19 protein-coding genes, 4 tRNA genes and 3 rRNA genes are annotated in these 21,011 nt (G+C 44.5%); 6 read left to right on the top strand and 20 right to left on the bottom strand.

The window, feature by feature from the left end; all coding sequences use genetic code 11:
* Positions 1 to 9 precede the first annotated feature (9 nt).
* Together NSS65_RS03015 and moaC are read right to left on the bottom strand one after the other, a co-directional pair.
* Complete coding sequence (locus NSS65_RS03015; RefSeq protein ID WP_008355687.1) at positions 10 to 663, bottom strand: redox-sensing transcriptional repressor Rex; 654 nt, start codon at positions 661 to 663, stop codon at positions 10 to 12.
* Between the two features lie 15 nt (positions 664 to 678).
* Entirely contained in the window at positions 679 to 1,170 is a 492-nt protein-coding gene (moaC, locus tag NSS65_RS03010; protein ID WP_214755458.1) for a cyclic pyranopterin monophosphate synthase MoaC, read from the bottom strand.
* Between the two features lie 138 nt (positions 1,171 to 1,308).
* Here moaC and NSS65_RS03005 point away from each other — a divergent pair, with 138 nt between their 5' ends.
* Entirely contained in the window at positions 1,309 to 3,231 is a 1,923-nt protein-coding gene (locus NSS65_RS03005) for an ABC-F family ATP-binding cassette domain-containing protein (protein ID WP_214755459.1), read from the top strand.
* Positions 3,232 to 3,500: 269 nt separating this feature from the next.
* Here NSS65_RS03005 and tsaD read toward each other — a convergent pair whose 3' ends face one another.
* The 12 genes from tsaD to NSS65_RS02945 all read right to left on the bottom strand — a co-directional run bounded on the left by tsaD (position 3,501) and on the right by NSS65_RS02945 (position 12,740).
* Positions 3,501 to 4,529 carry a tRNA (adenosine(37)-N6)-threonylcarbamoyltransferase complex transferase subunit TsaD gene (gene tsaD / locus NSS65_RS03000; RefSeq protein ID WP_061110552.1) on the bottom strand — a complete coding sequence of 343 codons (1,029 nt, stop codon included), beginning with the start codon at positions 4,527 to 4,529 and terminating at the stop codon, positions 3,501 to 3,503.
* Positions 4,522 to 4,950: a ribosomal protein S18-alanine N-acetyltransferase gene (gene rimI, locus NSS65_RS02995; RefSeq protein ID WP_034283048.1), complete on the bottom strand. Its 429-nt coding sequence runs from the start codon at positions 4,948 to 4,950 to the stop codon at positions 4,522 to 4,524. Before rimI ends, tsaD begins: the two co-directional genes overlap by 8 nt.
* 25 nt (positions 4,951 to 4,975) lie before the next feature.
* Entirely contained in the window at positions 4,976 to 5,665 is a 690-nt protein-coding gene (tsaB, locus tag NSS65_RS02990; RefSeq protein ID WP_326135354.1) for a tRNA (adenosine(37)-N6)-threonylcarbamoyltransferase complex dimerization subunit type 1 TsaB, read from the bottom strand.
* Entirely contained in the window at positions 5,646 to 6,122 is a 477-nt protein-coding gene (gene tsaE / locus NSS65_RS02985; RefSeq protein WP_326135352.1) for a tRNA (adenosine(37)-N6)-threonylcarbamoyltransferase complex ATPase subunit type 1 TsaE, read from the bottom strand. The genes tsaB and tsaE overlap by 20 nt, the downstream gene beginning before the upstream one ends.
* Positions 6,123 to 6,135: 13 nt before the next feature.
* Complete coding sequence (gene thiL, locus NSS65_RS02980) at positions 6,136 to 7,113, bottom strand: thiamine-phosphate kinase (RefSeq protein WP_326135351.1); 978 nt, start codon at positions 7,111 to 7,113, stop codon at positions 6,136 to 6,138.
* A gap of 273 nt (positions 7,114 to 7,386) precedes the next feature.
* A tRNA-Asp gene (locus NSS65_RS02975) sits at positions 7,387 to 7,463 on the bottom strand.
* 4 nt (positions 7,464 to 7,467) lie between these two features.
* Positions 7,468 to 7,544 (bottom strand) — tRNA-Met (locus NSS65_RS02970).
* Positions 7,545 to 7,562: 18 nt separating this feature from the next.
* Positions 7,563 to 7,678, bottom strand: a 5S ribosomal RNA gene (gene rrf, locus NSS65_RS02965).
* A gap of 61 nt (positions 7,679 to 7,739) precedes the next feature.
* Positions 7,740 to 10,670, bottom strand: a 23S ribosomal RNA gene (locus tag NSS65_RS02960).
* A 182-nt stretch (positions 10,671 to 10,852) separates the two neighbouring features.
* Positions 10,853 to 12,401 (bottom strand): 16S ribosomal RNA (locus NSS65_RS02955).
* The 16S, 23S and 5S rRNA genes sit together here with 4 tRNA genes alongside, the layout of an rRNA operon.
* Positions 12,402 to 12,578: 177 nt before the next feature.
* A tRNA-Gly gene (locus tag NSS65_RS02950) sits at positions 12,579 to 12,652 on the bottom strand.
* Between the two features lie 11 nt (positions 12,653 to 12,663).
* A tRNA-Arg gene (locus NSS65_RS02945) sits at positions 12,664 to 12,740 on the bottom strand.
* Positions 12,741 to 13,109: 369 nt separating this feature from the next.
* On the opposite strand from NSS65_RS02945, the gene gltP reads away from it, so the two are divergent.
* Positions 13,110 to 14,360, top strand: coding sequence for a glutamate-aspartate/proton symporter GltP (gltP, locus tag NSS65_RS02940; protein WP_024425437.1), 1,251 nt, complete (start codon positions 13,110 to 13,112; stop codon positions 14,358 to 14,360).
* Positions 14,361 to 14,395: 35 nt separating this feature from the next.
* Here gltP and NSS65_RS02935 read toward each other — a convergent pair whose 3' ends face one another.
* Positions 14,396 to 15,415 carry a S66 peptidase family protein gene (locus NSS65_RS02935; RefSeq protein ID WP_111927681.1) on the bottom strand — a complete coding sequence of 340 codons (1,020 nt, stop codon included), beginning with the start codon at positions 15,413 to 15,415 and terminating at the stop codon, positions 14,396 to 14,398.
* 62 nt (positions 15,416 to 15,477) lie between these two features.
* Entirely contained in the window at positions 15,478 to 16,353 is an 876-nt protein-coding gene (locus NSS65_RS02930) for a DMT family transporter (RefSeq protein ID WP_326134999.1), read from the bottom strand.
* 297 nt (positions 16,354 to 16,650) lie between these two features.
* Between NSS65_RS02930 and NSS65_RS02925 the strand changes: the two genes are divergently transcribed.
* Entirely contained in the window at positions 16,651 to 17,376 is a 726-nt protein-coding gene (locus NSS65_RS02925) for an AzlC family ABC transporter permease (RefSeq protein ID WP_041116816.1), read from the top strand.
* Positions 17,373 to 17,699, top strand: coding sequence for an AzlD domain-containing protein (locus NSS65_RS02920; protein ID WP_041116814.1), 327 nt, complete (start codon positions 17,373 to 17,375; stop codon positions 17,697 to 17,699). The genes NSS65_RS02925 and NSS65_RS02920 overlap by 4 nt, the downstream gene beginning before the upstream one ends.
* A gap of 36 nt (positions 17,700 to 17,735) precedes the next feature.
* On the opposite strand, the gene NSS65_RS02915 is transcribed toward NSS65_RS02920, so the two are convergent.
* Positions 17,736 to 18,398, bottom strand: a complete 663-nt coding sequence (locus tag NSS65_RS02915) for an O-methyltransferase (RefSeq protein ID WP_041116812.1) — start codon at positions 18,396 to 18,398, stop codon at positions 17,736 to 17,738.
* A 148-nt stretch (positions 18,399 to 18,546) separates the two neighbouring features.
* Positions 18,547 to 18,732 (bottom strand): CsbD family protein, encoded by a 186-nt coding sequence (locus NSS65_RS02910; protein WP_034284069.1) that lies wholly within the window; start codon positions 18,730 to 18,732, stop codon positions 18,547 to 18,549.
* A 126-nt stretch (positions 18,733 to 18,858) separates the two neighbouring features.
* Here NSS65_RS02910 and NSS65_RS02905 point away from each other — a divergent pair, with 126 nt between their 5' ends.
* Entirely contained in the window at positions 18,859 to 19,410 is a 552-nt protein-coding gene (locus NSS65_RS02905) for a GNAT family N-acetyltransferase (RefSeq protein WP_041116810.1), read from the top strand.
* Positions 19,411 to 19,414: 4 nt separating this feature from the next.
* Here the strand turns inward: NSS65_RS02905 and NSS65_RS02900 are convergent, their stop codons facing one another.
* Entirely contained in the window at positions 19,415 to 20,002 is a 588-nt protein-coding gene (locus NSS65_RS02900) for a LysE family transporter (RefSeq protein ID WP_075622433.1), read from the bottom strand.
* Between the two features lie 110 nt (positions 20,003 to 20,112).
* Between NSS65_RS02900 and NSS65_RS02895 the strand changes: the two genes are divergently transcribed.
* A complete protein-coding gene (locus tag NSS65_RS02895) occupies positions 20,113 to 20,676 on the top strand; it encodes an XRE family transcriptional regulator (protein WP_041116806.1) in 564 nt (187 codons plus the stop codon).
* Positions 20,677 to 20,709: 33 nt separating this feature from the next.
* On the opposite strand, the gene NSS65_RS02890 is transcribed toward NSS65_RS02895, so the two are convergent.
* Positions 20,710 to 21,003: a hypothetical protein gene (locus NSS65_RS02890; protein ID WP_003214005.1), complete on the bottom strand. Its 294-nt coding sequence runs from the start codon at positions 21,001 to 21,003 to the stop codon at positions 20,710 to 20,712.
* Between the last annotated feature and the right edge of the window lie 8 nt (positions 21,004 to 21,011).

Raw genomic sequence — 21,011 nt, 5'->3', positions numbered from 1 at the left:
CCCTTTTCGTCAGTCCTCCTGCGTAACAGAGTAATGCTTTAAGAAATACACAAGAGACTGAAGTTCAACCGCCAAATCTATATGATGAATTCGAATGTGTTCCGGCACATTCAATCGAGCCGGCGTAAAGTTAAGGATTCCTTTGATGCCAAGGGCAATCAAACGATCTGTAATGGATTGAGCTGCTACGGCAGGTACTGTCAAAATCGCAACAGGGATATCTCCTACCTCTTGAACATGCTCTTCAAGCTTATCCAAATCATAGACAGGCACGCCGCCTATCTCACTTCCTATTTTACTCTCATTGACGTCAAAAGCCATTGAAATTTTTGTATTATTATTTTTTATGAAATTATAGTGTAAAAAAGCAGTCCCTAAATTCCCGACACCGATGAGCATGACATTGGTCATTTCATCTTGGTCAAGGGTCTTTCTGAAGAAGGTCAAGAGATAATCGACATTATAGCCATACCCTTTCTTCCCAAGTGCACCAAAGTACGAAAAATCTCGGCGAATGGTGGCAGAATCCACTTTGACTGCATCACTAAGCTCTGCTGATGACACCCTTTGTTTTCCTGATGCATGCAGATTTTTTAAAAAACGGTAGTATAGCGGCAAACGTTTGGCTGTCGCTTGTGGAATTTTTGACTGATCTATATTCATATAAGGTCCTCCAACTTAAATATCAGATGCTCTGTGAAAATCACCGTTTTTCCCACCTGTCTTTTCAATTAGATAGGTAGGACCGATGATCATGCCTTTATCAATCGCTTTGCACATGTCGTAAACGGTCAGTGCACATACTGAAGCAGAAGTGAGCGCTTCCATCTCTACACCCGTACTTCCTTTTGTTTTTACCTGTACTTGTATGTTCAGGATGTGCGCATTTCCGTCTTCCTCCCAATGAAAGGAGATATCCACGCCTTTTAGTGCAAGCGGATGACACATTGGAATGATGGCAGATGTTTGCTTTGCTGCCATGATGCCAGCAACCTGTGCAACAGACAGCACATCTCCTTTTCCAATTTCACGCTGCTCTATTTTATGAAACACTTCTTTTATCATACGAACACTTGAAACAGCAACGGCGGTCCTCACTGTAGACGATTTGTCACTAATGTCGACCATCTTTGCTCTTCCCTGTTCGTTAAAGTGGCTAAATTGACTCATCTTTCAACGCTCCCTCACTCAAATGATACACTATTTTTTCCTATCTGTCTTTCATTTGAATATGGCGATTGTATGTAACATTTGCCGGTTTACTGCTGATAAGCTACACTTAACATATTATAGCAGAGGTGAAGTTACATGATGATTCTACAAGTGAATCAGCTGTCCAAATCGTTTGGCGCTGATACCGTTTTAACGAATATAAAATTGGAAGTCAAAGCAAGGGATCGCATTGCCATTGTAGGTCGTAACGGCGCAGGCAAATCTACGCTTTTGAAAATCATTGCCGGTCAAATGTCTTACGAGCAAGGTGAGATCATCAAACCAAAAGACCTATCGATCGGCTATTTAGCACAGCATACCGATGTAACGTCTACACGTACGTTAAAAGACGAATTATTATCGGTTTTTGATCATTTAAAAGAGATGGAACAAGAAATGAGAACCATTGAGGAGAAAATGGCTTCTTCCACAGGTTCTGAGCTGGATGCCTTGATGAAAACCTATGACAGGCTGCAGCAGGAATTTAAAGATCAAGGCGGCTATCAATATGAAGCAGATGTCCGCTCCATTCTTCATGGACTCGGCTTTAGTCATTTCGAAGATGAGACAACCGTCCAATCCTTAAGCGGCGGTCAGAAAACCCGTCTAGCGCTTGGAAAGCTCTTATTAATGAAACCAGAACTCTTAATTCTGGATGAGCCGACCAACCATTTAGATATTGATACCTTATCATGGCTGGAGCAGTATTTGCAAAATTATACAGGTGCCATTCTCATCGTGTCCCATGACCGCTATTTCTTAGACAAAGTCGTAAACCACGTCTATGAAGTCTCAAGAACTTCGATGAAAAAGTTTGCAGGAAACTATAGTAAGTATCTTGAGCTGAAAGCAGAGCAGCTAGAGCGTGATATGAAACTCTACGAAAAGCAGCAAGAAGAGATCTCAAAGCTTCAGGATTTCGTGGATCGCAACCTGGCAAGAGCCTCGACCACAAAGCGCGCTCAAAGCAGACGCAAGCAGCTCGAACGGATGGATCGTTTAGATAAGCCTTTAGGAGACGAAAAATCCGCAAACTTTCATTTTGATATTACGAGACAAAGCGGCAATGATGTGCTGAAGGTGCATGATCTCGATATTCGTTATGAGGAAAAAACACCGCTCCTATCCTCTCTTTCTTTTCAGATTAAACGAGAGGATAGTGTGGCACTCATTGGTCCTAACGGGATCGGGAAATCAACCCTTTTAAAAACGTTAACAAACACATTAACACCAGTAAAAGGCGAGATCACTTTTGGATCTCATGTCACGATCGGCTACTATGACCAAGAGCAAGCCAAACTGACATCCTCGAAAAAAGTGCTCAATGAGCTTTGGGATGATTATCCTCATATGAATGAAAAAGAAATTCGGACATGTTTAGGAAACTTCCTATTTTCCGGTGATGAGGTTTTAAAGCCTGTCCATGCATTAAGCGGTGGAGAAAAAGCACGCCTTGCACTAGCAAAGCTGATGCTCCAAAAAGCCAACTTTCTTATTCTCGATGAGCCTACAAACCATCTGGACTTAGATAGTAAGGAAATTTTAGAGAATGCACTAATTGATTATCCAGGAACCATCTTATTTGTCTCGCATGATCGTTATTTTATCAATCGTCTCGCCACGAAAGTATTTGAGCTTTCGCCTACAGAAACAAGAGAATATCTCGGTGATTATGATTACTATCTTGAAAAGAAAAATGAACAACTAGAGCTGGAGGCACTTCAAGAAAATGAACCGCTTAAAATACAAGCTGCACAGCAAGCAGAAAAGGCAAAGCTTTCTTATGCGGAAGAAAAAGAGCTGAAAAAGAAAGAAAGACAAAAGCAGCGCAGAATCGAAGAAATTGAAGAACGTATTGCTGTCATTGAAGAAAAGCTCAGTGAAAATGAAAAACTTCTATGTGATCCTGAAATTTTTCAAGATCACGAGAAGGTCCAAGACATTCAAACAGAAAATGATACGCTCAATCAAGAGCTGGAATCACTTTTTGTGGAGTGGGAAGAGCTGTCAGAAGCTTAAAGAGTGCCCTAAGGGTACTCTTTTTTCTTTCAATGAAAATTTATTATCCACAATGATACCCACAATAACTTCTTGATTATTCTTAAATACTTTGGACTTATCCACTTTATCCACAGAGTTTTAATCACATATCCACAAAAAAGATCATATTTATACACAACCTCTTCATTTTAAAACAAAATTTTCTAACAATTGTGGATATATAACGTTTGCATGTGAATAAATCGCTTTCATAGAAAATAAAAAACCCCTGTAATCCACAGGAGTTTTCATTCATATGAGACTAGTGATAACCCTGGCTGGCCATTCATCGTCATATCGCCTCTGATTCCTTTTTCAAATGCAACGGTTCCAGCAGCAGCGATCATGGCTGCATTGTCTGTACAAAGAGATAATGGCGGAATAATGACCTTCACGTCTGGCAGCTTCGTAAATGCTGAGGTTAAAGCTTCTCTTAGTCCTTTATTAGCAGCGACTCCTCCAGCTAGAACAACTTGCTTCACACCATAGGCTTCTGCTGCTTTCAATGTTTTCCCAACAAGCACCTCAATGACGCTTGCTTGAAAACTTGCGGCCAAATTCTCTGGGGCAATCGTTTCACCCTTTTGTGACGCATTGTGTAAGGTGTTGATCACAGCTGATTTTAAACCACTGAAGCTAAAGTGATAGGACCCTTCTTCAAGCCATGCACGAGGAAGCTTAATTGTCGGCTCCCCTTCATGCGCTAACCGATCAATGTGAGGTCCGCCTGGATACGGGAGACCCATCGTCCGGGCCACTTTATCGTACGCTTCTCCAGCTGCATCATCTAATGTTTCTCCGATGACCTCAAAAGATCCGTGCTTCTTCATTAAAACAAGCTCAGTATGTCCGCCAGAGACAACAAGAGCTAAACACGGAAACTCCAATTCATCAACAAGCTGGTTTGCATAAATATGCCCTGCAATATGATGAACACCTACAAGAGGAATTTGATGGGCAAAGCTCAGTGCCTTTGCTGCATTGACACCAATCAGCAGAGCACCGACGAGGCCAGGTCCTTCTGTGACAGCAATCGCATCTAAATCCTTAAAGCTCATACCCGCCTGTGCCATCACTTCTTCTAATACGATGGTGATCTGCTCCACGTGATGCCTTGAAGCAATTTCGGGTACAACACCGCCAAATCGTTTATGACTGTCTATTTGCGAGGCCACCACATTTGCCACGATTTCCTTTCCATTTTTGACAATGGACGCAGCTGTTTCATCGCAGCTTGTTTCTATACCTAATATGAATCGATCTGTTTGTTCACTCATTTATATTCACCCACATGACTAATGCATCTTCTCCATTATCCGTATAATAATTCTTTCGAATTGAAGCTGGTCTGAAACCGAGCTTTTCATAGAGGGATTGTGCTGGTGTATTCGAAACCCGCACCTCTAAAGAAAGATGATCTGTCTTTTTTTCTTTGCAAAATTCCATGACATGTCGAAGCAATGCTTCCCCGTAGCCTTTTCCTCTATGCTCAGGGAGAATGGCAATGTTCGTAATTTGTGCATCGTCCATGACAATCCAGACCCCGCAATACCCAACAGGCTTCTTATCTTCTTCAATGAGGAAATAATGGCTGTATTGGTTATGGAGAATCTCATACACAAACGATTCCTTTTTCCAGGGTGCTGTAAACGAATGCACTTCAATCGTATACACCTCTGGAATGTCTGCTACTGTCATTTGTCGAATCTCTGCTAGGTTAAGATTATTTTTGTCCTTCAAGCCATTTCACTTCCGCTTCTGCCAAACGAATATAGTTAGGAACAAGCTGATGGACATCTTCAGCAGGACGATCTGCGCCTAAAAATGCAAGCACTGCAGGTCTTGGGTTATGAAATGTCCCCTCTGCCAGTACAGCCGTTTCTCCTAAAATGGAGCGAATGCTCTCTTCATGAAGATGCACATCTTGTCCAAGAAATAGAACAGGCTTTCCTGTCTGCTTCAGTTCATGAAGCCAATCCGTGAGCAGGATATTTTGATCTGGTTCGACTTCTTTGATCTTACCTTTTTCAAACATATATAGTCCGGTATAAACTTGGCCTCTTCTCGCATCAAATAGAGGTGAGATATATCCATCAAAATATTGGCCATTTGCCGCAAGTGTTTCTAAACTCGAAACAGCTGATATCGGGATAGACAGCGTCCACGCAAGTGTTTTTGCGATGGTAACACCGATTCTGACGCCAGTGTAAGAACCAGGTCCTTTTGCTACAACGATTTTGCTTAGTTCGCTTGGTGATACACCACATTCTTTCATCAATGCTTCAACAGTAGGCATCGCTCGGGCGGAATGGTTCTTTTTTAAATACGTAATGCTCTCGCCAATCACAGTGAAATCTCTTACAAGAGCAATTCCTAGTGTATGGTTTGATGTATCAATGGCCAGTATGGTCAAATTCTTTCATCTCCTTACAAAGGGTCTCATAACGCTCCCCTTTTGCATCAAACGTGAGATGCCGTTCTTCTTCACGTTCTGTTCTCAGCATTTCTATTTTTAAATAGGAAGAAGGCAATTGAGGCTCAATAAGATGTGCCCATTCAACCAAGCATATACCTTCACCCTCAAAATATTCTTCGAGTCCGATCTCTTCATCTGCATCTTCCATGCGATACACGTCCATATGATAAAGTGGCAGTCTGCCATCAGTATATTCTTTAATAATTGTAAAGGTGGGGCTGTTGACGATACGGGTAATTCCTAAGCCTTCCGCAAAACCTTTTGAAAAAGTGGTTTTGCCTGCGCCTAAATCTCCTTCTAATGTCAATACATCGCCTGGCATCACAAATTTGGCCAAAGCAGCGGCAATTCGTTTCGTCTCATCCGCACCTTTTGTCGTCCATGTTAATTTCACAGTTGATGTCACCTCATTTCTTAAAATGATTATATCCTTTTTTCATTAACATTGCTTGTTGATCATTGTCTTTTAACATAACACTGGCTGCTTGATCATCTTTGACTTGTCCAATACGTGTGATCTGAATGCCTTCTTTTTGACATTGCGATTCAAAGCTTTCCCAATCAGATTCTGGTATCGTACCAGTTAAAACAAAGTCTTCTCCTCCAAATAACACCCATTCAAGCCAGTCTTTGCGCAGCACCTGTAAATCTGGATGAATTGGAAGCTTATCAGCTTCTATCTCGATCATCACACAGCTCGCTTCGGCTATCTCATTCAACTCACTCGCTAATCCATCACTCACATCATTCAAGGTGACCCGCGGGAAACTTGAACAAATGTGTCCAGCAGCAATATGAGGCTGAGGCATTTTATGACGCTTAAGAAAAAAATCAGCATCGACCGCCTTAGAAGGGGCTGCTTTGTTCATTAAGATTGATAACCCAGCAGCTGATGAACCGAGTTCACCTGTGACAAAGACAACGTCTCCAGTCTGAGCACTGTGACGATAACAAGCTTTTCCCTTTGAAACCTCACCAATCACCGTCACGGTAATGACAAAGTCACTGCGGGTGGCCACTGTATCTCCACCAATCAAATCCATATGATAAGAGTCAGCCAACGCTTTCATTCCCTCGTAAAGTTCCGTGACGATTGTCTCATCACCATGAGGCGGGATCGCAATTGAAACAAGATAATACTTTGGGGTCCCTCCCATTGCAGCGATATCACTGACATTGACTGCCACTGCCTTAAAGCCAACTTCAAATGGTGTGGAAAAGTCAAAACGAAAATGAACATGCTCCACCATTGTATCAACACAAACGACCTCTTCACAATGTGAATGAGGTTGATAAACACTTGCATCATCACCGATGCCCATGATCAAAGAGCGCTGATATGTATCTTTTGGTGTGATTCGGCGAATAAGATCAAATTCATCCATAAAAAGACAGCCCCTTCTTGCAATCAATTGGTTAAGTAGACATGAGGTCAAACACAGTTAGTATTAGTGTAGCGAATATAAGTCTCAGTTCCAACTAAAAATGATATAAAGAAAGCCTGGTGTGAAAAAACCAGGCTGAGTTGAGGTAATCTATCTATTCTTTCTTATAGTGTAGCCAAACACAAATCATTTCATTGCAACTTGGGCACTTGTAGAAAGAAAAAGACATAAAAAAAAACGAAACTATACGTTTTCGTTTACAAGTCATAAAAATGGCGGTCCGGACGGGACTCGAACCCGCGACCTCCTGCGTGACAGGCAGGCATTCTAACCAACTGAACTACCGGACCATTTTGGTTGCGGGGGCAGGATTTGAACCTGCGACCTTCGGGTTATGAGCCCGACGAGCTACCGAACTGCTCCACCCCGCGATGATATAAAGATAACAAGCTTGGCGGCGTCCTACTCTCACAGGGGGAAACCCCCAACTACCATCGGCGCTGAAGAGCTTAACTTCCGTGTTCGGTATGGGAACGGGTGTGACCTCTTCGCTATCGCCACCAAACCTGATGGAGAGAATGTTCTCTCAAAACTAGATAACAATGTTCAAACTTCACATTAGAATATAGGTTAAGTCCTCGATCTATTAGTATCTGTCAGCTCCACGTGTCACCACGCTTCCACCTCAGACCTATCAACCTGATCATCTTTCAGGGATCTTACTTCCTTGCGGAATGGGAAATCTCATCTTGAGGGGGGCTTCATGCTTAGATGCTTTCAGCACTTATCCCGTCCGCACATAGCTACCCAGCGATGCCCTTGGCAGAACAACTGGTACACCAGCGGTGCGTCCATCCCGGTCCTCTCGTACTAAGGACAGCTCCTCTCAAATTTCCTGCGCCCGCGACGGATAGGGACCGAACTGTCTCACGACGTTCTGAACCCAGCTCGCGTACCGCTTTAATGGGCGAACAGCCCAACCCTTGGGACCGACTACAGCCCCAGGATGCGATGAGCCGACATCGAGGTGCCAAACCTCCCCGTCGATGTGGACTCTTGGGGGAGATAAGCCTGTTATCCCCGGGGTAGCTTTTATCCGTTGAGCGATGGCCCTTCCATGCGGAACCACCGGATCACTAAGCCCGACTTTCGTCCCTGCTCGACTTGTAGGTCTCGCAGTCAAGCTCCCTTGTGCCTTTACACTCTGCGAATGATTTCCAACCATTCTGAGGGAACCTTTGGGCGCCTCCGTTACATTTTAGGAGGCGACCGCCCCAGTCAAACTGCCCACCTGACACTGTCTCCCTGCCCGATAAGGGCAGCGGGTTAGAAGGTCAATACAGCCAGGGTAGTATCCCACCGATGCCTCCACCGAAGCTAGCGCTCCGGTTTCCAAGGCTCCTACCTATCCTGTACAAGCTGTACCAACATTCAATATCAGGCTGCAGTAAAGCTCCACGGGGTCTTTCCGTCCTGTCGCGGGTAACCTGCATCTTCACAGGTACTATAATTTCACCGAGTCTCTCGTTGAGACAGTGCCCAGATCGTTGCGCCTTTCGTGCGGGTCGGAACTTACCCGACAAGGAATTTCGCTACCTTAGGACCGTTATAGTTACGGCCGCCGTTTACTGGGGCTTCAATTCGCACCTTCGCTTACGCTAAGCGCTCCTCTTAACCTTCCAGCACCGGGCAGGCGTCAGCCCCTATACTTCGCCTTACGGCTTCGCAGAGACCTGTGTTTTTGCTAAACAGTCGCCTGGGCCTATTCACTGCGGCTTCTCGGGGCTTTAACACCCTAAGAAGCACCCCTTCTCCCGAAGTTACGGGGTCATTTTGCCGAGTTCCTTAACGAGAGTTCTCTCGATCACCTTAGGATTCTCTCCTCGCCTACCTGTGTCGGTTTGCGGTACGGGCACCTCTCACCTCGCTAGAGGCTTTTCTTGGCAGTGTGGAATCAGGAACTTCGCTACTAAATTTCGCTCGCCATCACAGCTCAGCCTTTACGGGAAACGGATTTGCCTATTTCCCAGCCTAACTGCTTGGACGCGGATATCCAATACCGCGCTTACCCTATCCTCCTGCGTCCCCCCATTGCTCAAATGGTGAGGAGGTGGTACAGGAATATCAACCTGTTGTCCATCGCCTACGCCTTTCGGCCTCGGCTTAGGTCCCGACTAACCCTGAGCGGACGAGCCTTCCTCAGGAAACCTTAGGCATTCGGTGGACGGGATTCTCACCCGTCTTTCGCTACTCATACCGGCATTCTCACTTCTAAGCGCTCCACCAGTCCTTCCGGTCTGGCTTCACAGCCCTTAGAACGCTCTCCTACCACTGTTCGTAAGAACAGTCCGCAGCTTCGGTGATACGTTTAGCCCCGGTACATTTTCGGCGCAGAGTCACTCGACCAGTGAGCTATTACGCACTCTTTAAATGGTGGCTGCTTCTAAGCCAACATCCTGGTTGTCTAAGCAACTCCACATCCTTTTCCACTTAACGTATACTTTGGGACCTTAGCTGGCGGTCTGGGCTGTTTCCCTTTCGACTACGGATCTTATCACTCGCAGTCTGACTCCCAAGGATAAGTCATCGGCATTCGGAGTTTGACTGAATTCGGTAACCCGGTAGGGGCCCCTAGTCCAATCAGTGCTCTACCTCCGAGACTCTTACCTTGAGGCTAGCCCTAAAGCTATTTCGGAGAGAACCAGCTATCTCCAGGTTCGATTGGCATTTCACCCCTACCCACACCTCATCCCCGCACTTTTCAACGTGCGTGGGTTCGGGCCTCCATTCAGTGTTACCTGAACTTCACCCTGGACATGGGTAGATCACCTGGTTTCGGGTCTACGACCACGTACTCATGCGCCCTATTCAGACTCGCTTTCGCTGCGGCTCCGCATCTTCTGCTTAACCTTGCACGGGATCGTAACTCGCCGGTTCATTCTACAAAAGGCACGCCATCACCCGTTAACGGGCTCTGACTACTTGTAGGCACACGGTTTCAGGATCTATTTCACTCCCCTTCCGGGGTGCTTTTCACCTTTCCCTCACGGTACTGGTTCACTATCGGTCACTAGGGAGTATTTAGCCTTGGGAGATGGTCCTCCCGGATTCCGACGGAATTTCACGTGTTCCGCCGTACTCAGGATCCACTCTGGAGAGAACAACATTTCAGTTACAGGGCTGTTACCTTCTTTGGCGGGCCTTTCCAGACCTCTTCGCTTATATCATTCCTTTGTAACTCCGTATAGAGTGTCCTACAACCCCAAGAGGCAAGCCTCTTGGTTTGGGCTGTTCCCGTTTCGCTCGCCGCTACTCAGGGAATCGCATTTGCTTTCTCTTCCTCCGGGTACTTAGATGTTTCAGTTCCCCGGGTATGCCTTCTCATACTCTATGTATTCAAGTATGGATACTACTCCATTACGAGCAGTGGGTTTCCCCATTCGGAAATCTCCGGATCAAAGCTTGCTTACAGCTCCCCGAAGCATATCGGTGTTCGTCCCGTCCTTCATCGGCTCCTAGTGCCAAGGCATCCACCGTGCGCCCTTTCTAACTTAACCATTTCTTACTTTAGAAAGAATCACTATGTGTGATGAACTTTGCATTGCATTCAATGTGAATGTATTACTTATTGTTATCTAGTTTTCAAAGAACAATCCTGTCTCGCTAGAGACATGTTTTGAAGGAATGATCCTTCAAAACTAAACAAGACGAAAACGTACGCTGCTCCATATATCCTTAGAAAGGAGGTGATCCAGCCGCACCTTCCGATACGGCTACCTTGTTACGACTTCACCCCAATCATCTGCCCCACCTTCGGCGGCTGGCTCCATAAAGGTTACCTCACCGACTTCGGGTGTTGCAAACTCTCGTGGTGTGACGGGCGGTGTGTACAAGGCCCGGGAACGTATTCACCGCGGCATGCTGATCCGCGATTACTAGCGATTCCAGCTTCACGCAGTCGAGTTGCAGACTGCGATCCGAACTGAGAACAGATTTATGGGATTGGCTAAACCTTGCGGTCTTGCAGCCCTTTGTTCTGTCCATTGTAGCACGTGTGTAGCCCAGGTCATAAGGGGCATGATGATTTGACGTCATCCCCACCTTCCTCCGGTTTGTCACCGGCAGTCACCTTAGAGTGCCCAACTGAATGCTGGCAACTAAGATCAAGGGTTGCGCTCGTTGCGGGACTTAACCCAACATCTCACGACACGAGCTGACGACAACCATGCACCACCTGTCACTCTGTCCCCGAAGGGAAAGCCCTATCTCTAGGGTTGTCAGAGGATGTCAAGACCTGGTAAGGTTCTTCGCGTTGCTTCGAATTAAACCACATGCTCCACCGCTTGTGCGGGCCCCCGTCAATTCCTTTGAGTTTCAGTCTTGCGACCGTACTCCCCAGGCGGAGTGCTTAATGCGTTAGCTGCAGCACTAAGGGGCGGAAACCCCCTAACACTTAGCACTCATCGTTTACGGCGTGGACTACCAGGGTATCTAATCCTGTTCGCTCCCCACGCTTTCGCTCCTCAGCGTCAGTTACAGACCAGAGAGTCGCCTTCGCCACTGGTGTTCCTCCACATCTCTACGCATTTCACCGCTACACGTGGAATTCCACTCTCCTCTTCTGCACTCAAGTTTCCCAGTTTCCAATGACCCTCCCCGGTTGAGCCGGGGGCTTTCACATCAGACTTAAGAAACCGCCTGCGAGCCCTTTACGCCCAATAATTCCGGACAACGCTTGCCACCTACGTATTACCGCGGCTGCTGGCACGTAGTTAGCCGTGGCTTTCTGGTTAGGTACCGTCAAGGTGCGAGCAGTTACTCTCGCACTTGTTCTTCCCTAACAACAGAGCTTTACGATCCGAAAACCTTCATCACTCACGCGGCGTTGCTCCGTCAGACTTTCGTCCATTGCGGAAGATTCCCTACTGCTGCCTCCCGTAGGAGTCTGGGCCGTGTCTCAGTCCCAGTGTGGCCGATCACCCTCTCAGGTCGGCTACGCATCGTCGCCTTGGTGAGCCATTACCCCACCAACTAGCTAATGCGCCGCGGGTCCATCTGTAAGTGACAGCCGAAACCGTCTTTCATCCTTGAACCATGCGGTTCAAGGAACTATCCGGTATTAGCTCCGGTTTCCCGGAGTTATCCCAGTCTTACAGGCAGGTTACCCACGTGTTACTCACCCGTCCGCCGCTAACATCCGGGAGCAAGCTCCCTTCTGTCCGCTCGACTTGCATGTATTAGGCACGCCGCCAGCGTTCGTCCTGAGCCAGGATCAAACTCTCCGAGGTATGCAGGATGCATATCACACATGCGTTGCTACACGATGTAGCGAACTTAGCATGTGATCATTTCCTGCCTCGCCAGTTTGACTGACTACCTATGAAGTATCATAGGATTTTTTTAATAAAAACTCGAATTAACAGGTACGTTTTGTCTTGTTTAGTTTTCAAAGATCATGTTCAAAATGGAGCGGGTGATGAGAATCGAACTCACGACATCAGCTTGGAAGGCTGAGGTTTTACCACTAAACTACACCCGCGTGGTTTGTATTGGCGCGCCCGAGAGGAGTCGAACCCCTAACCTTTTGATCCGTAGTCAAACGCTCTATCCAATTGAGCTACGGGCGCTTAATCAGGCGACTTAATTATCTTAACATATCGTTTTTCTTAAGTCAACATCTTTTTAAAATTTGTTTGCCGCATGTGTGTGAACGTCTGCGTTTCAAATACGTCATCAGCGACGAATAAAAATATACCATGAATCACATAAAAGGGTCAATACATTTTTCTAAAAAAGTTTCATGTTTTTTAAAATTGATTTTTTCTTAGATCAATAGACATGTAATAGCCCTATTTTCTTCTCTTTCTTCATAATTCCAATGATTCTTAAATAAAATCTTTCTAAATACAAAGGAGGACAAAACATGGCCACATAGAATTTTTATTTATTGGAAAATTCTTAATACTTTTCCAGACATTTAAAGGAGGTAGGAGATGATGAAAAAGTTTATCGCTTTTCAAATCATGATCGCTTTGGTGATAGGAGCTCTTATCGGCCATTTCTTCCCTGACTTCGGAATGGCACTCAGGCCAATTGGAGATGGATTCATCAGGCTGATTAAAATGATCGTTGTTCCAATCGTTTTCTCTACCATTGTTATTGGTGCAGCCGGCAGCGGCGGCATGAAGAAAATGGGCAGTCTTGGATTAAAGACGATCATTTGGTTTGAGGTCATCACAACCATCGTTCTTGGGATCGGATTATTATTGGCAAACGGGCTAAAGCCTGGGGTTGGCCTCGATTTCTCTAAATTAGCTAAGAAAGATATTGGGGAATTAGATGGTTATACTGAGAAGGTCGTTGACTTTAAACAAATGGTATTAGATATCATTCCAACCAATATCGTCGATGTTATGGCTCAGAATGATTTACTTGCTGTCATTTTCTTCGCCATCTTATTTGGTGTAGCGGCAAGCGGCATCGGTAAAGCTTCTGCTCCTGTTCTCACCTTCTTTGAATCAGTGGCACAAATCATGTTTAAGCTCACACAGATGGTGATGGTGACAGCACCTATTGGGGTTCTTGCATTAATGGCTGCTTCTGTCGGCCAATATGGCATTGTTTTATTAATCCCAATGATGAAGCTTGTCGGGACTGTATTTTTAGGATTATTCATTATTCTCTTTGCTTTATTCCCTCTGGTCGCACTGATCTTCCGTTTTAACTACTTCGAAGTATTAAAAATGATTTGGGATTTGTTCCTTGTTGCCTTCTCTACTACGAGCACTGAAACTGTCCTTCCTCAATTGATGGAACGAATGGAGAAATACGGGTGTCCAAAAAGAATCGTTTCCTTCGTGATTCCATCTGGTCTTTCTCTCAATTGCGATGGATCAAGTTTATATTTATCGGTTGCCTGTGTATTCCTTGCACAAGCGTTTGGTGTAGACATGAGTCTGTCACAGCAGCTTTTGATGATGCTGGTTCTTGTGTTAACGAGTAAAGGGATTGCAGCTGTGCCATCCGGTTCACTCGTTGTTCTTTTGGCAACCGCTCATGCAGTAGGTCTTCCAGCAGAAGGCGTTGCCATCATTGCCGGTGTTGACCGAATTATGGATATGGCACGAACAGGCGTGAATGTTCCAGGGCATGCCGTAGCATGTATTGTCGTATCTAAATGGGAAAAAGTATTCCGTGAGTCAGCGTGGGAAGTTCCTAAAGCTGGTGAAGAAACAAAAGGGATGTAATGTTATATGAAGGAAAGGGTTCGCCCTTTCCTTTTTTATGCTAAAAATGTTTGCTTTAGTACAGCTTTTCCTTGAGGTTGCAGCTGTACTTCTGCATATGCCCCATTAATCAGCGTCATTTGCGGCGGGACATGCCCACAATCTATATCGTAAAAAATGGGGATTTGTAGTTCCTTTTGTAATTCTTCATATATATCCTGATACTGATACCCTTCAACAGGCACATCTACTGCACTTCGCCCAAACATCATACCTGAACAGTGATCAAACCACCCTGCTAGTTTTAATTGCACAAGCGATCTCTTCACGCTTGCAGCATTTAATTCGCAGTTTTCGAAATACCAGAGAATTGGTTCATCGTTTATGAATGTTTTCTGAAAAGTTTTGACGTCCCCATAAGGTGTCCCTGCTAAATGACGTATGACATCAATGCAGCCACCCAGCAGTCTTCCCTTTACCATCTTTTCTTGTTGATCAACCGTATGCCATGCAGTAGATTCTGTTAAATGAAAGACATGTTTAATCGGATCGTCACGCTTCCATTCCTTTTGATACATAGGTGAAGAAAACTGGCTTATGGCCATTTCCCCTTTTGTTGAAAGCACCTCTTCCCACATGACAGTCGTTTGATCAAGCTCTTCTCCCTGAAGATCTACTAGGTTCGGCCCATGCGCTGTAGCAATGCCTGTTTTTAATGTCAACGCCAGCAGGAGTGCACTCGTATCTGAGTATCCTAGAATCCACTTTTTTTGCATGGATGAGAAATCGAGGTGCTCTAACACTTCCATAAGCAGCTGTCCTCCCCATGGCGGGATGATGTGGTCAATCTCCTCACATGTCATCATGTACTGAAGTTCGTTTGCTCGTTCTATCGCAGGGGCAGATTTTGCCTTTTCCTGATGCCAGACCGTCTCTCCACATATAACATCATAGCCTCTATGTTTCATTCGTTCACATGAAAGCTGAAACATGTCATGCAAAGATGGCTGTACACCTGACGAAGGTGCTGTAACGCCAATTGTTTGTCCTTTTTGCAAATACGGAAATTGTATCATTGTGCTTCCCTACCCTCTCTCATTTATAAAGAAGATGCCCCTGTTAGAAGGGACATCTTCTTTTATTCCTTTTGACGCAGTACAGTATAGACTCCTGCAAAGATACATAGAATCCCAATGAATGAGCGTATCCCCATCTCTTCACCTAAAAGCAGCCAGCCGAGAGCTGCCCCTACGATCGGTTGAAAGAAGAAGAACAGACCTCCGCTCGAGGCATCCATCAATTGAAGCCCTCTATTCCACAAAAAGAATGCTAGAGCTGTTGAGATGATGCCTAGATAAAGAATACCGCCCCAAATCTCCGGCCTGGCCATCTGCTCCACATCTAGATGAGGTAAACGAAATAAAGCAGGTGGTGTTAAGACAATGAATGCAATGATGATCGCATATGTGGTCGTCACGACTTGAGGGTATTTTCCTGGAACTCGTTTCAGCAAAACAGACATCAGCGCCCAGGTTAAAGCAGCGAAGACCAATGAAAGACCACCAACAAATTCATCTGTCTGTACTGCAACTGGTCCAATCATGAGCCATACACCTGCTGTCGCAAGCAGGATGGATGCGCACTTTCGAACAGTCATGGCTTCTTTTAATAGAAAGAACGCAAACAGCACCATAAAAGCAGGGGTTGCAGATGTGATCACAGCCCCCATTTGTGCCGACGTATACATGGTGCCGATTTCTTGGGTCACAATTGATAGGAAATTTCCGATCAATCCGATCATGACAACAAGCGGGATATCTTTTTTATCTAATCGAAAGGAATAGCCCAAGCGCCAAATGGTGCACACCAGCACGATTCCTGCTACAGCATATCTCATCCATACAAGCTCAAGCGGCGGAACCACCGCTACTGTTACTTTGACAACAACGTACATGCCGCCCCAAATACTTGCAGCGATTGCTAGGTAAAGGGCGCCTATATATTTTTCCTTCATCTTTTCCCCTCCGTTACTGGATATATTGATCGCCATATCCACAAACGGAGATCACTCTCCGTTATGGACGGAGGGTGTTTGGTACATCATGTTCAAATAAAGGCTTCCATAGCATTGTCGTCACCTCATTTGTTTTTATTTTCAGACTACTTTATAACAAATTCTGGTTGACTTCAATCCTTTTTTGTCACTATTTTTCTTCATATAATAGAAGATAAACGGGTATTGACATGCTGAATTCGTTTTCATATAGTAAGTAAAACTATAGGTGGCCACGGAGAAAAGGAGTAGAGGACGTTGGATATTGAAGCGAGGAAACACATTCCCAGCACGGAACATGAACCGTTTCTTGAGGGAATAAAAGATTGTGTGCCAACCCTGCTCGGTTATATGAGTATTGGGTTTGCCTTCGGAATTGTTGGAATTAGCGCACAGTTAAGTATATGGGACATTGCGCTTTTATCGATTTTTATTTACGCAGGTGCTTCACAGTTTATTATCTGTGCACTGCTTGTGACAGGGAGTCCCCTTTCTGCTATTATTTTCACCACATTTATTGTGAATCTGCGTCATTTATTGCTCAGCCTGACGCTTGCTCCTCATTTTACACGCTACTCTGTGAAACAAAATATTGGGTTCGGTCTTTTGCTGACTGATGAATCCTTCGGTGTAGCGATGAATAAATTAGCGCAGCAAGGAAAGCTGAATAACAGGTGGATGCACGGACTGAACATAACAGCGTATTTATGCTGGATTGCAGCCTGCATACTTGGCGGCATTTTTGGACACTGGATTTCAAATCCTGAAGCGCTTGGTCTTGATTTTGCTTTATCAGCGATGTTTGCCGCACTGTTAGTCCTTTCGTTACAGACAGTACCCAAAAATAAGTTAACTCATCGCCTGTCGCTTGTGTTGTATATGGTCGTTGCCATGTTTGTTCTGCTTCATTTTGTTCCATCACATGTGGCTGTTCTCATAGCTACTGTACTTGTCGCAACCATTGGGGTGGTGACAGATAAATGATCAGCAGCTTTATGTTATGGCTCATTGTTGGTTGTATGATCGTCACCGTCATTCCGAGAGTCGTACCCTTTATATTTGTACGGAGTATTCAGCTGCCTGAAGTGGTGCTGAAATGGTTATCGTTTATTCCTATTTGTATCTTTGCAGCTTTGATTGCAGAGCATCTCTTCATCCATACAACAACAGGCACAGGCGTCACTATCCACTGGATGTATCTTGCTGTCTTGACTCCTACTATACTCATTGCTGTTTGGACCAAAAGCTTGTCACTTACTGTTCTTGTCGGCGTCATGCTGATGGGCACTGCTAGATGGTTTTTCTAAAAGAAAAAGCTTAACCACATGTGGTTAAGCTTTGTTTCATTTGACGATTCCGTATACAAATCCATCATAACCTTTTTCCCCAACAGTTTGAATCGCTGTTGCCTCTATTCTCGGCTCTTGTTTGAGTAAATCGAAAAATTCACGAGTTCCTTGTACTCGTTCATCCTCATCAGAGTTATGAAGGACTGCACCATTTCTGACGACATTGTCTGCAATAATCACTGTTCCCTTTTTCGAGAAATCTAACGCCCACTTCAGATATTTCGGATTGTTCGGTTTATCTGCATCAATGAAAATGAAATCGAATGGAAGCGCAGCCTTCTCTTTTAACTGAGATAACGTATCTAATGCCTTTCCTTCCAAAATGCTCACCCGTTCCGATAAGCCCGCTCTGCTGATGTTTTGCTGTGCGATCTGTACATGATGGCTGACAGCCTCTAATGTGATGAGTTCCCCATCCTCCTCGAGAGCACGCGCCAGCCAAATAGTACTGTATCCACCGAGTGTCCCGATTTCTAAAATGCGCTTTGCATTCTTCGTTTTTGCTAGTAAATAAAGCATTTTCCCTTGGGCTGGCGACACATCAATTTCTGGCAGACCCGCTTGCTTATTATGAGTAAGGGCTTGCTCCAATACATTATCTTTAGGGATCAACTTGTCTGTGATATACTCGTCGACTTTCTCCCACACGTGCTCCATTTCATCCATCTCCCTTGATCACGTCTTCTATATCAAGTCTATATGATGATCGTGAGAACGTATAATCAATTCTTTTCACACATCTATTCATTTTTTTGATGAAAGACATGTGATGAGGAATACATGAAGCAACCTACTAGTTTCGGTTCTACTCGTTCAGCTTATTTTTGACATCCCCTTTTTTATCTTGAAGCTTTCCTTTTGCTTGATCCTTTTTCCCTTCTGCTTTCAAGTTTTGATGATCGGCTGCTTCACCAAGCTTTTCTTTGACTTGACCTTTGACTTGATTTGTTTTTCCTTTCGCTTTATCCATATGTCCTTTTTCTTTACTCATTTGTTCCACCTCCACGTTTGATACTATTCATTTAGCCTTTTTGAAAGATACAAAACATCTGAGTGTGCGATGTACACGTTTCAGGTATGATAGACATACTGGAAAGAAGGGTGGGTGTTCTCATTAATGATCATCTCTAAAAAGATATTCACAGTTCGTGGGTTGACCTATCATATTCGGTCCGCTTCAGCGGCTGATGCCAAGCAGTTATCAGCTCTCAGACTGAAAATCGATGGTGAAACAGAATATTTAGACCGTGAACCAGGTGAAGCCTTTCTTGATGAAAAAGCATTTGAGGCTTTGATTCAAGAGGATACTAAACAAAGCCAGCATTTATTTTTGGTCGCTGCTATTGAAGGAAAAATTGTCGGTTTTTCAAGATGCGAGGGCCATTCACTCAAGCGATCTGCTCACAAAGTGACATTTGGCGTCGCCATCCAGAAAGATGCTTGGGGCTATCACATCGGGAAAGAGCTTTTAGCCGCTTCAATCGACTGGGCAGATCAGCAGGGTATTCAGAAGATGTCACTTCAAGTGCTGGAAACGAACAAAAAAGCCATTCGGTTGTATGAGAACCACGGCTTTTTGATTGAAGGCGTATTAAAAAACGATAAACGGCTGAGTGACGGATTATATTATGATACTGTTGTGATGGGCAGACAGCGGCCAAGCTCCTGACTACTTACATCACATACCCCCATATCATTGAAATCGCACTGTATATCAGAAGCAGCCCCATCACATACTGGAACGGTTTTTCGTAAGCAGTCAAAAAACGCTTATACAAAGAGCCAAATAAGCTCCAGCTGAATGTACCGAGAAAGCCAATGAGTGCGAGAATCAGCGTCCATATGACATACTGCATATTAGATTGTCCATATGGCAAAACAAATGTTGAAATCACAGTCAATCCATACAAGATCGCTTTTGGGTTGATAAATTGCAGCATCATACCAGGGATAAAATGATTGTAGCGATCAAGTGTTTCGTCATCCCCGCCTTTACTTTTCATGATTTTGACCGCTAAATAAATCATGTATGCAGCTCCGATGAACGCCATGACCCAGCCTATTTTCGGCATCACTTGATAAAGAATAATATTAAAGAAACAGCTCAAACACAAAATAACAAGAAATCCGATACCCACACCTAAACAAAATCGAAATGTTTGCTTGACCCCATATTTATTCGTAAAGACCATGGCCATGATGTTGTTGGGCCCTGGGGTAAAGCTGCTAACAAAAGCATAGATCAACATGGATACAATCAAAATGCCGCCCCCCTTATACGTTATTTAGACTTTAATTACTTTATGGCGTATATTACGTTTTATTGTAATGTTCGGTCTTTATAAAGTAAATAGAGAAAGGAGCTTTTTTCATGGAAGACGTACAATCGATTATTTCTAAAAATGTGAGGCTTCTTAGAGATCAAAAAAAATTGAGCCTCGAAAAGATGGCAGAATTAACTGGTGTCAGCAAGACGATGATTGGACAAATTGAAAGAGGAGAATCGACCCCTACCATCACGACTTTGTGGAAAATCGCCAACGGATTAAAAGTATCTTTTAGTGAGCTCATTCACTCACCGCAGCCTGAAATCAAGGTAGTACGCAAGGAAGATGCACAGGTTTTAACTGAGGACGACGGACGATATCGTGTGTACACGACTTTTCCTTTTGATGACCGGGGGAAATTTGAAATGTACCGAGTGGAAATTGATCGAGGCGGGTCGCTTCGTGCGAGTGAACACATTGGGGGAACAGAGGAATTGATCACTGTTTTTGAGGGAGTCCTTGATTTATCCATTGGTGATGAACAATACACCTTAAACGCCGGAGACTCTATTCGTTTTAAAGCGGACCGGACGCACACGTATCAACAAACCGGGGAACAAATGGTCCGAATGCAAATGATTCTTTATTATCCTCATGAAAAAAGCTGACAGGCTTGTCCACCTGTCAGCTTTGCGTTTTATTTAATTAAATCCTGGATCGCGTACCACTGTTCCAGTAAATGTGACACTATATTTTCCTAATCCTAATTCTTTAATAGAGGTTTGTTTTAAAATCCCCACCCAGCCATCCTCTGCATATACAATACTTTCTGGGATGTTTGATGTCGTATATGTTCTTGTTACTGAAACAGTTCGACTGGCCTGAGCCGTTATTTCACTGTTTGTTTGCTCCTTTGCTTCCACTGGAGCAGTTGTGACCCCAGCACCCGTTAAGACAATTGCTCCAACCAAAACAGAAGACATGACCTTTTTCATAAAAAAAT

The sequence above is a fragment of the Bacillus sp. FSL K6-1006 genome, assembly GCF_038593175.1.
GTDB classification, from domain to species: Bacteria; Bacillota; Bacilli; order Bacillales; family Bacillaceae; genus Bacillus; species Bacillus safensis.
This window is presented reverse-complemented; position numbering and strand designations above follow the sequence as displayed.

What these genes read in the sequence shown, in the direction of transcription:
- NSS65_RS02915 (WP_041116812.1), bottom strand. Translation starts at nt 18,398, where the DNA reads ATGGAGCACGTGTGGGAGAAAGTCGACGAGTATATCACAGACAAGTTG.
- NSS65_RS02905 (WP_041116810.1), top strand. Translation starts at nt 18,859, where the DNA reads ATGATCATCTCTAAAAAGATATTCACAGTTCGTGGGTTGACCTATCAT.
- NSS65_RS03005 (WP_214755459.1), top strand. Translation starts at nt 1,309, where the DNA reads ATGATGATTCTACAAGTGAATCAGCTGTCCAAATCGTTTGGCGCTGAT.
- NSS65_RS02920 (WP_041116814.1), top strand. Translation starts at nt 17,373, where the DNA reads ATGATCAGCAGCTTTATGTTATGGCTCATTGTTGGTTGTATGATCGTC.
- NSS65_RS02890 (WP_003214005.1), bottom strand. Translation starts at nt 21,003, where the DNA reads ATGAAAAAGGTCATGTCTTCTGTTTTGGTTGGAGCAATTGTCTTAACG.
- tsaD (WP_061110552.1), bottom strand. Translation starts at nt 4,529, where the DNA reads ATGAGTGAACAAACAGATCGATTCATATTAGGTATAGAAACAAGCTGC.
- NSS65_RS03015 (WP_008355687.1), bottom strand. Translation starts at nt 663, where the DNA reads ATGAATATAGATCAGTCAAAAATTCCACAAGCGACAGCCAAACGTTTG.
- gltP (WP_024425437.1), top strand. Translation starts at nt 13,110, where the DNA reads ATGAAAAAGTTTATCGCTTTTCAAATCATGATCGCTTTGGTGATAGGA.
- rimI (WP_034283048.1), bottom strand. Translation starts at nt 4,950, where the DNA reads ATGACAGTAGCAGACATTCCAGAGGTGTATACGATTGAAGTGCATTCG.
- thiL (WP_326135351.1), bottom strand. Translation starts at nt 7,113, where the DNA reads ATGGATGAATTTGATCTTATTCGCCGAATCACACCAAAAGATACATAT.
- moaC (WP_214755458.1), bottom strand. Translation starts at nt 1,170, where the DNA reads ATGAGTCAATTTAGCCACTTTAACGAACAGGGAAGAGCAAAGATGGTC.
- NSS65_RS02930 (WP_326134999.1), bottom strand. Translation starts at nt 16,353, where the DNA reads ATGAAGGAAAAATATATAGGCGCCCTTTACCTAGCAATCGCTGCAAGT.
- NSS65_RS02935 (WP_111927681.1), bottom strand. Translation starts at nt 15,415, where the DNA reads ATGATACAATTTCCGTATTTGCAAAAAGGACAAACAATTGGCGTTACA.
- NSS65_RS02895 (WP_041116806.1), top strand. Translation starts at nt 20,113, where the DNA reads ATGGAAGACGTACAATCGATTATTTCTAAAAATGTGAGGCTTCTTAGA.
- NSS65_RS02910 (WP_034284069.1), bottom strand. Translation starts at nt 18,732, where the DNA reads ATGAGTAAAGAAAAAGGACATATGGATAAAGCGAAAGGAAAAACAAAT.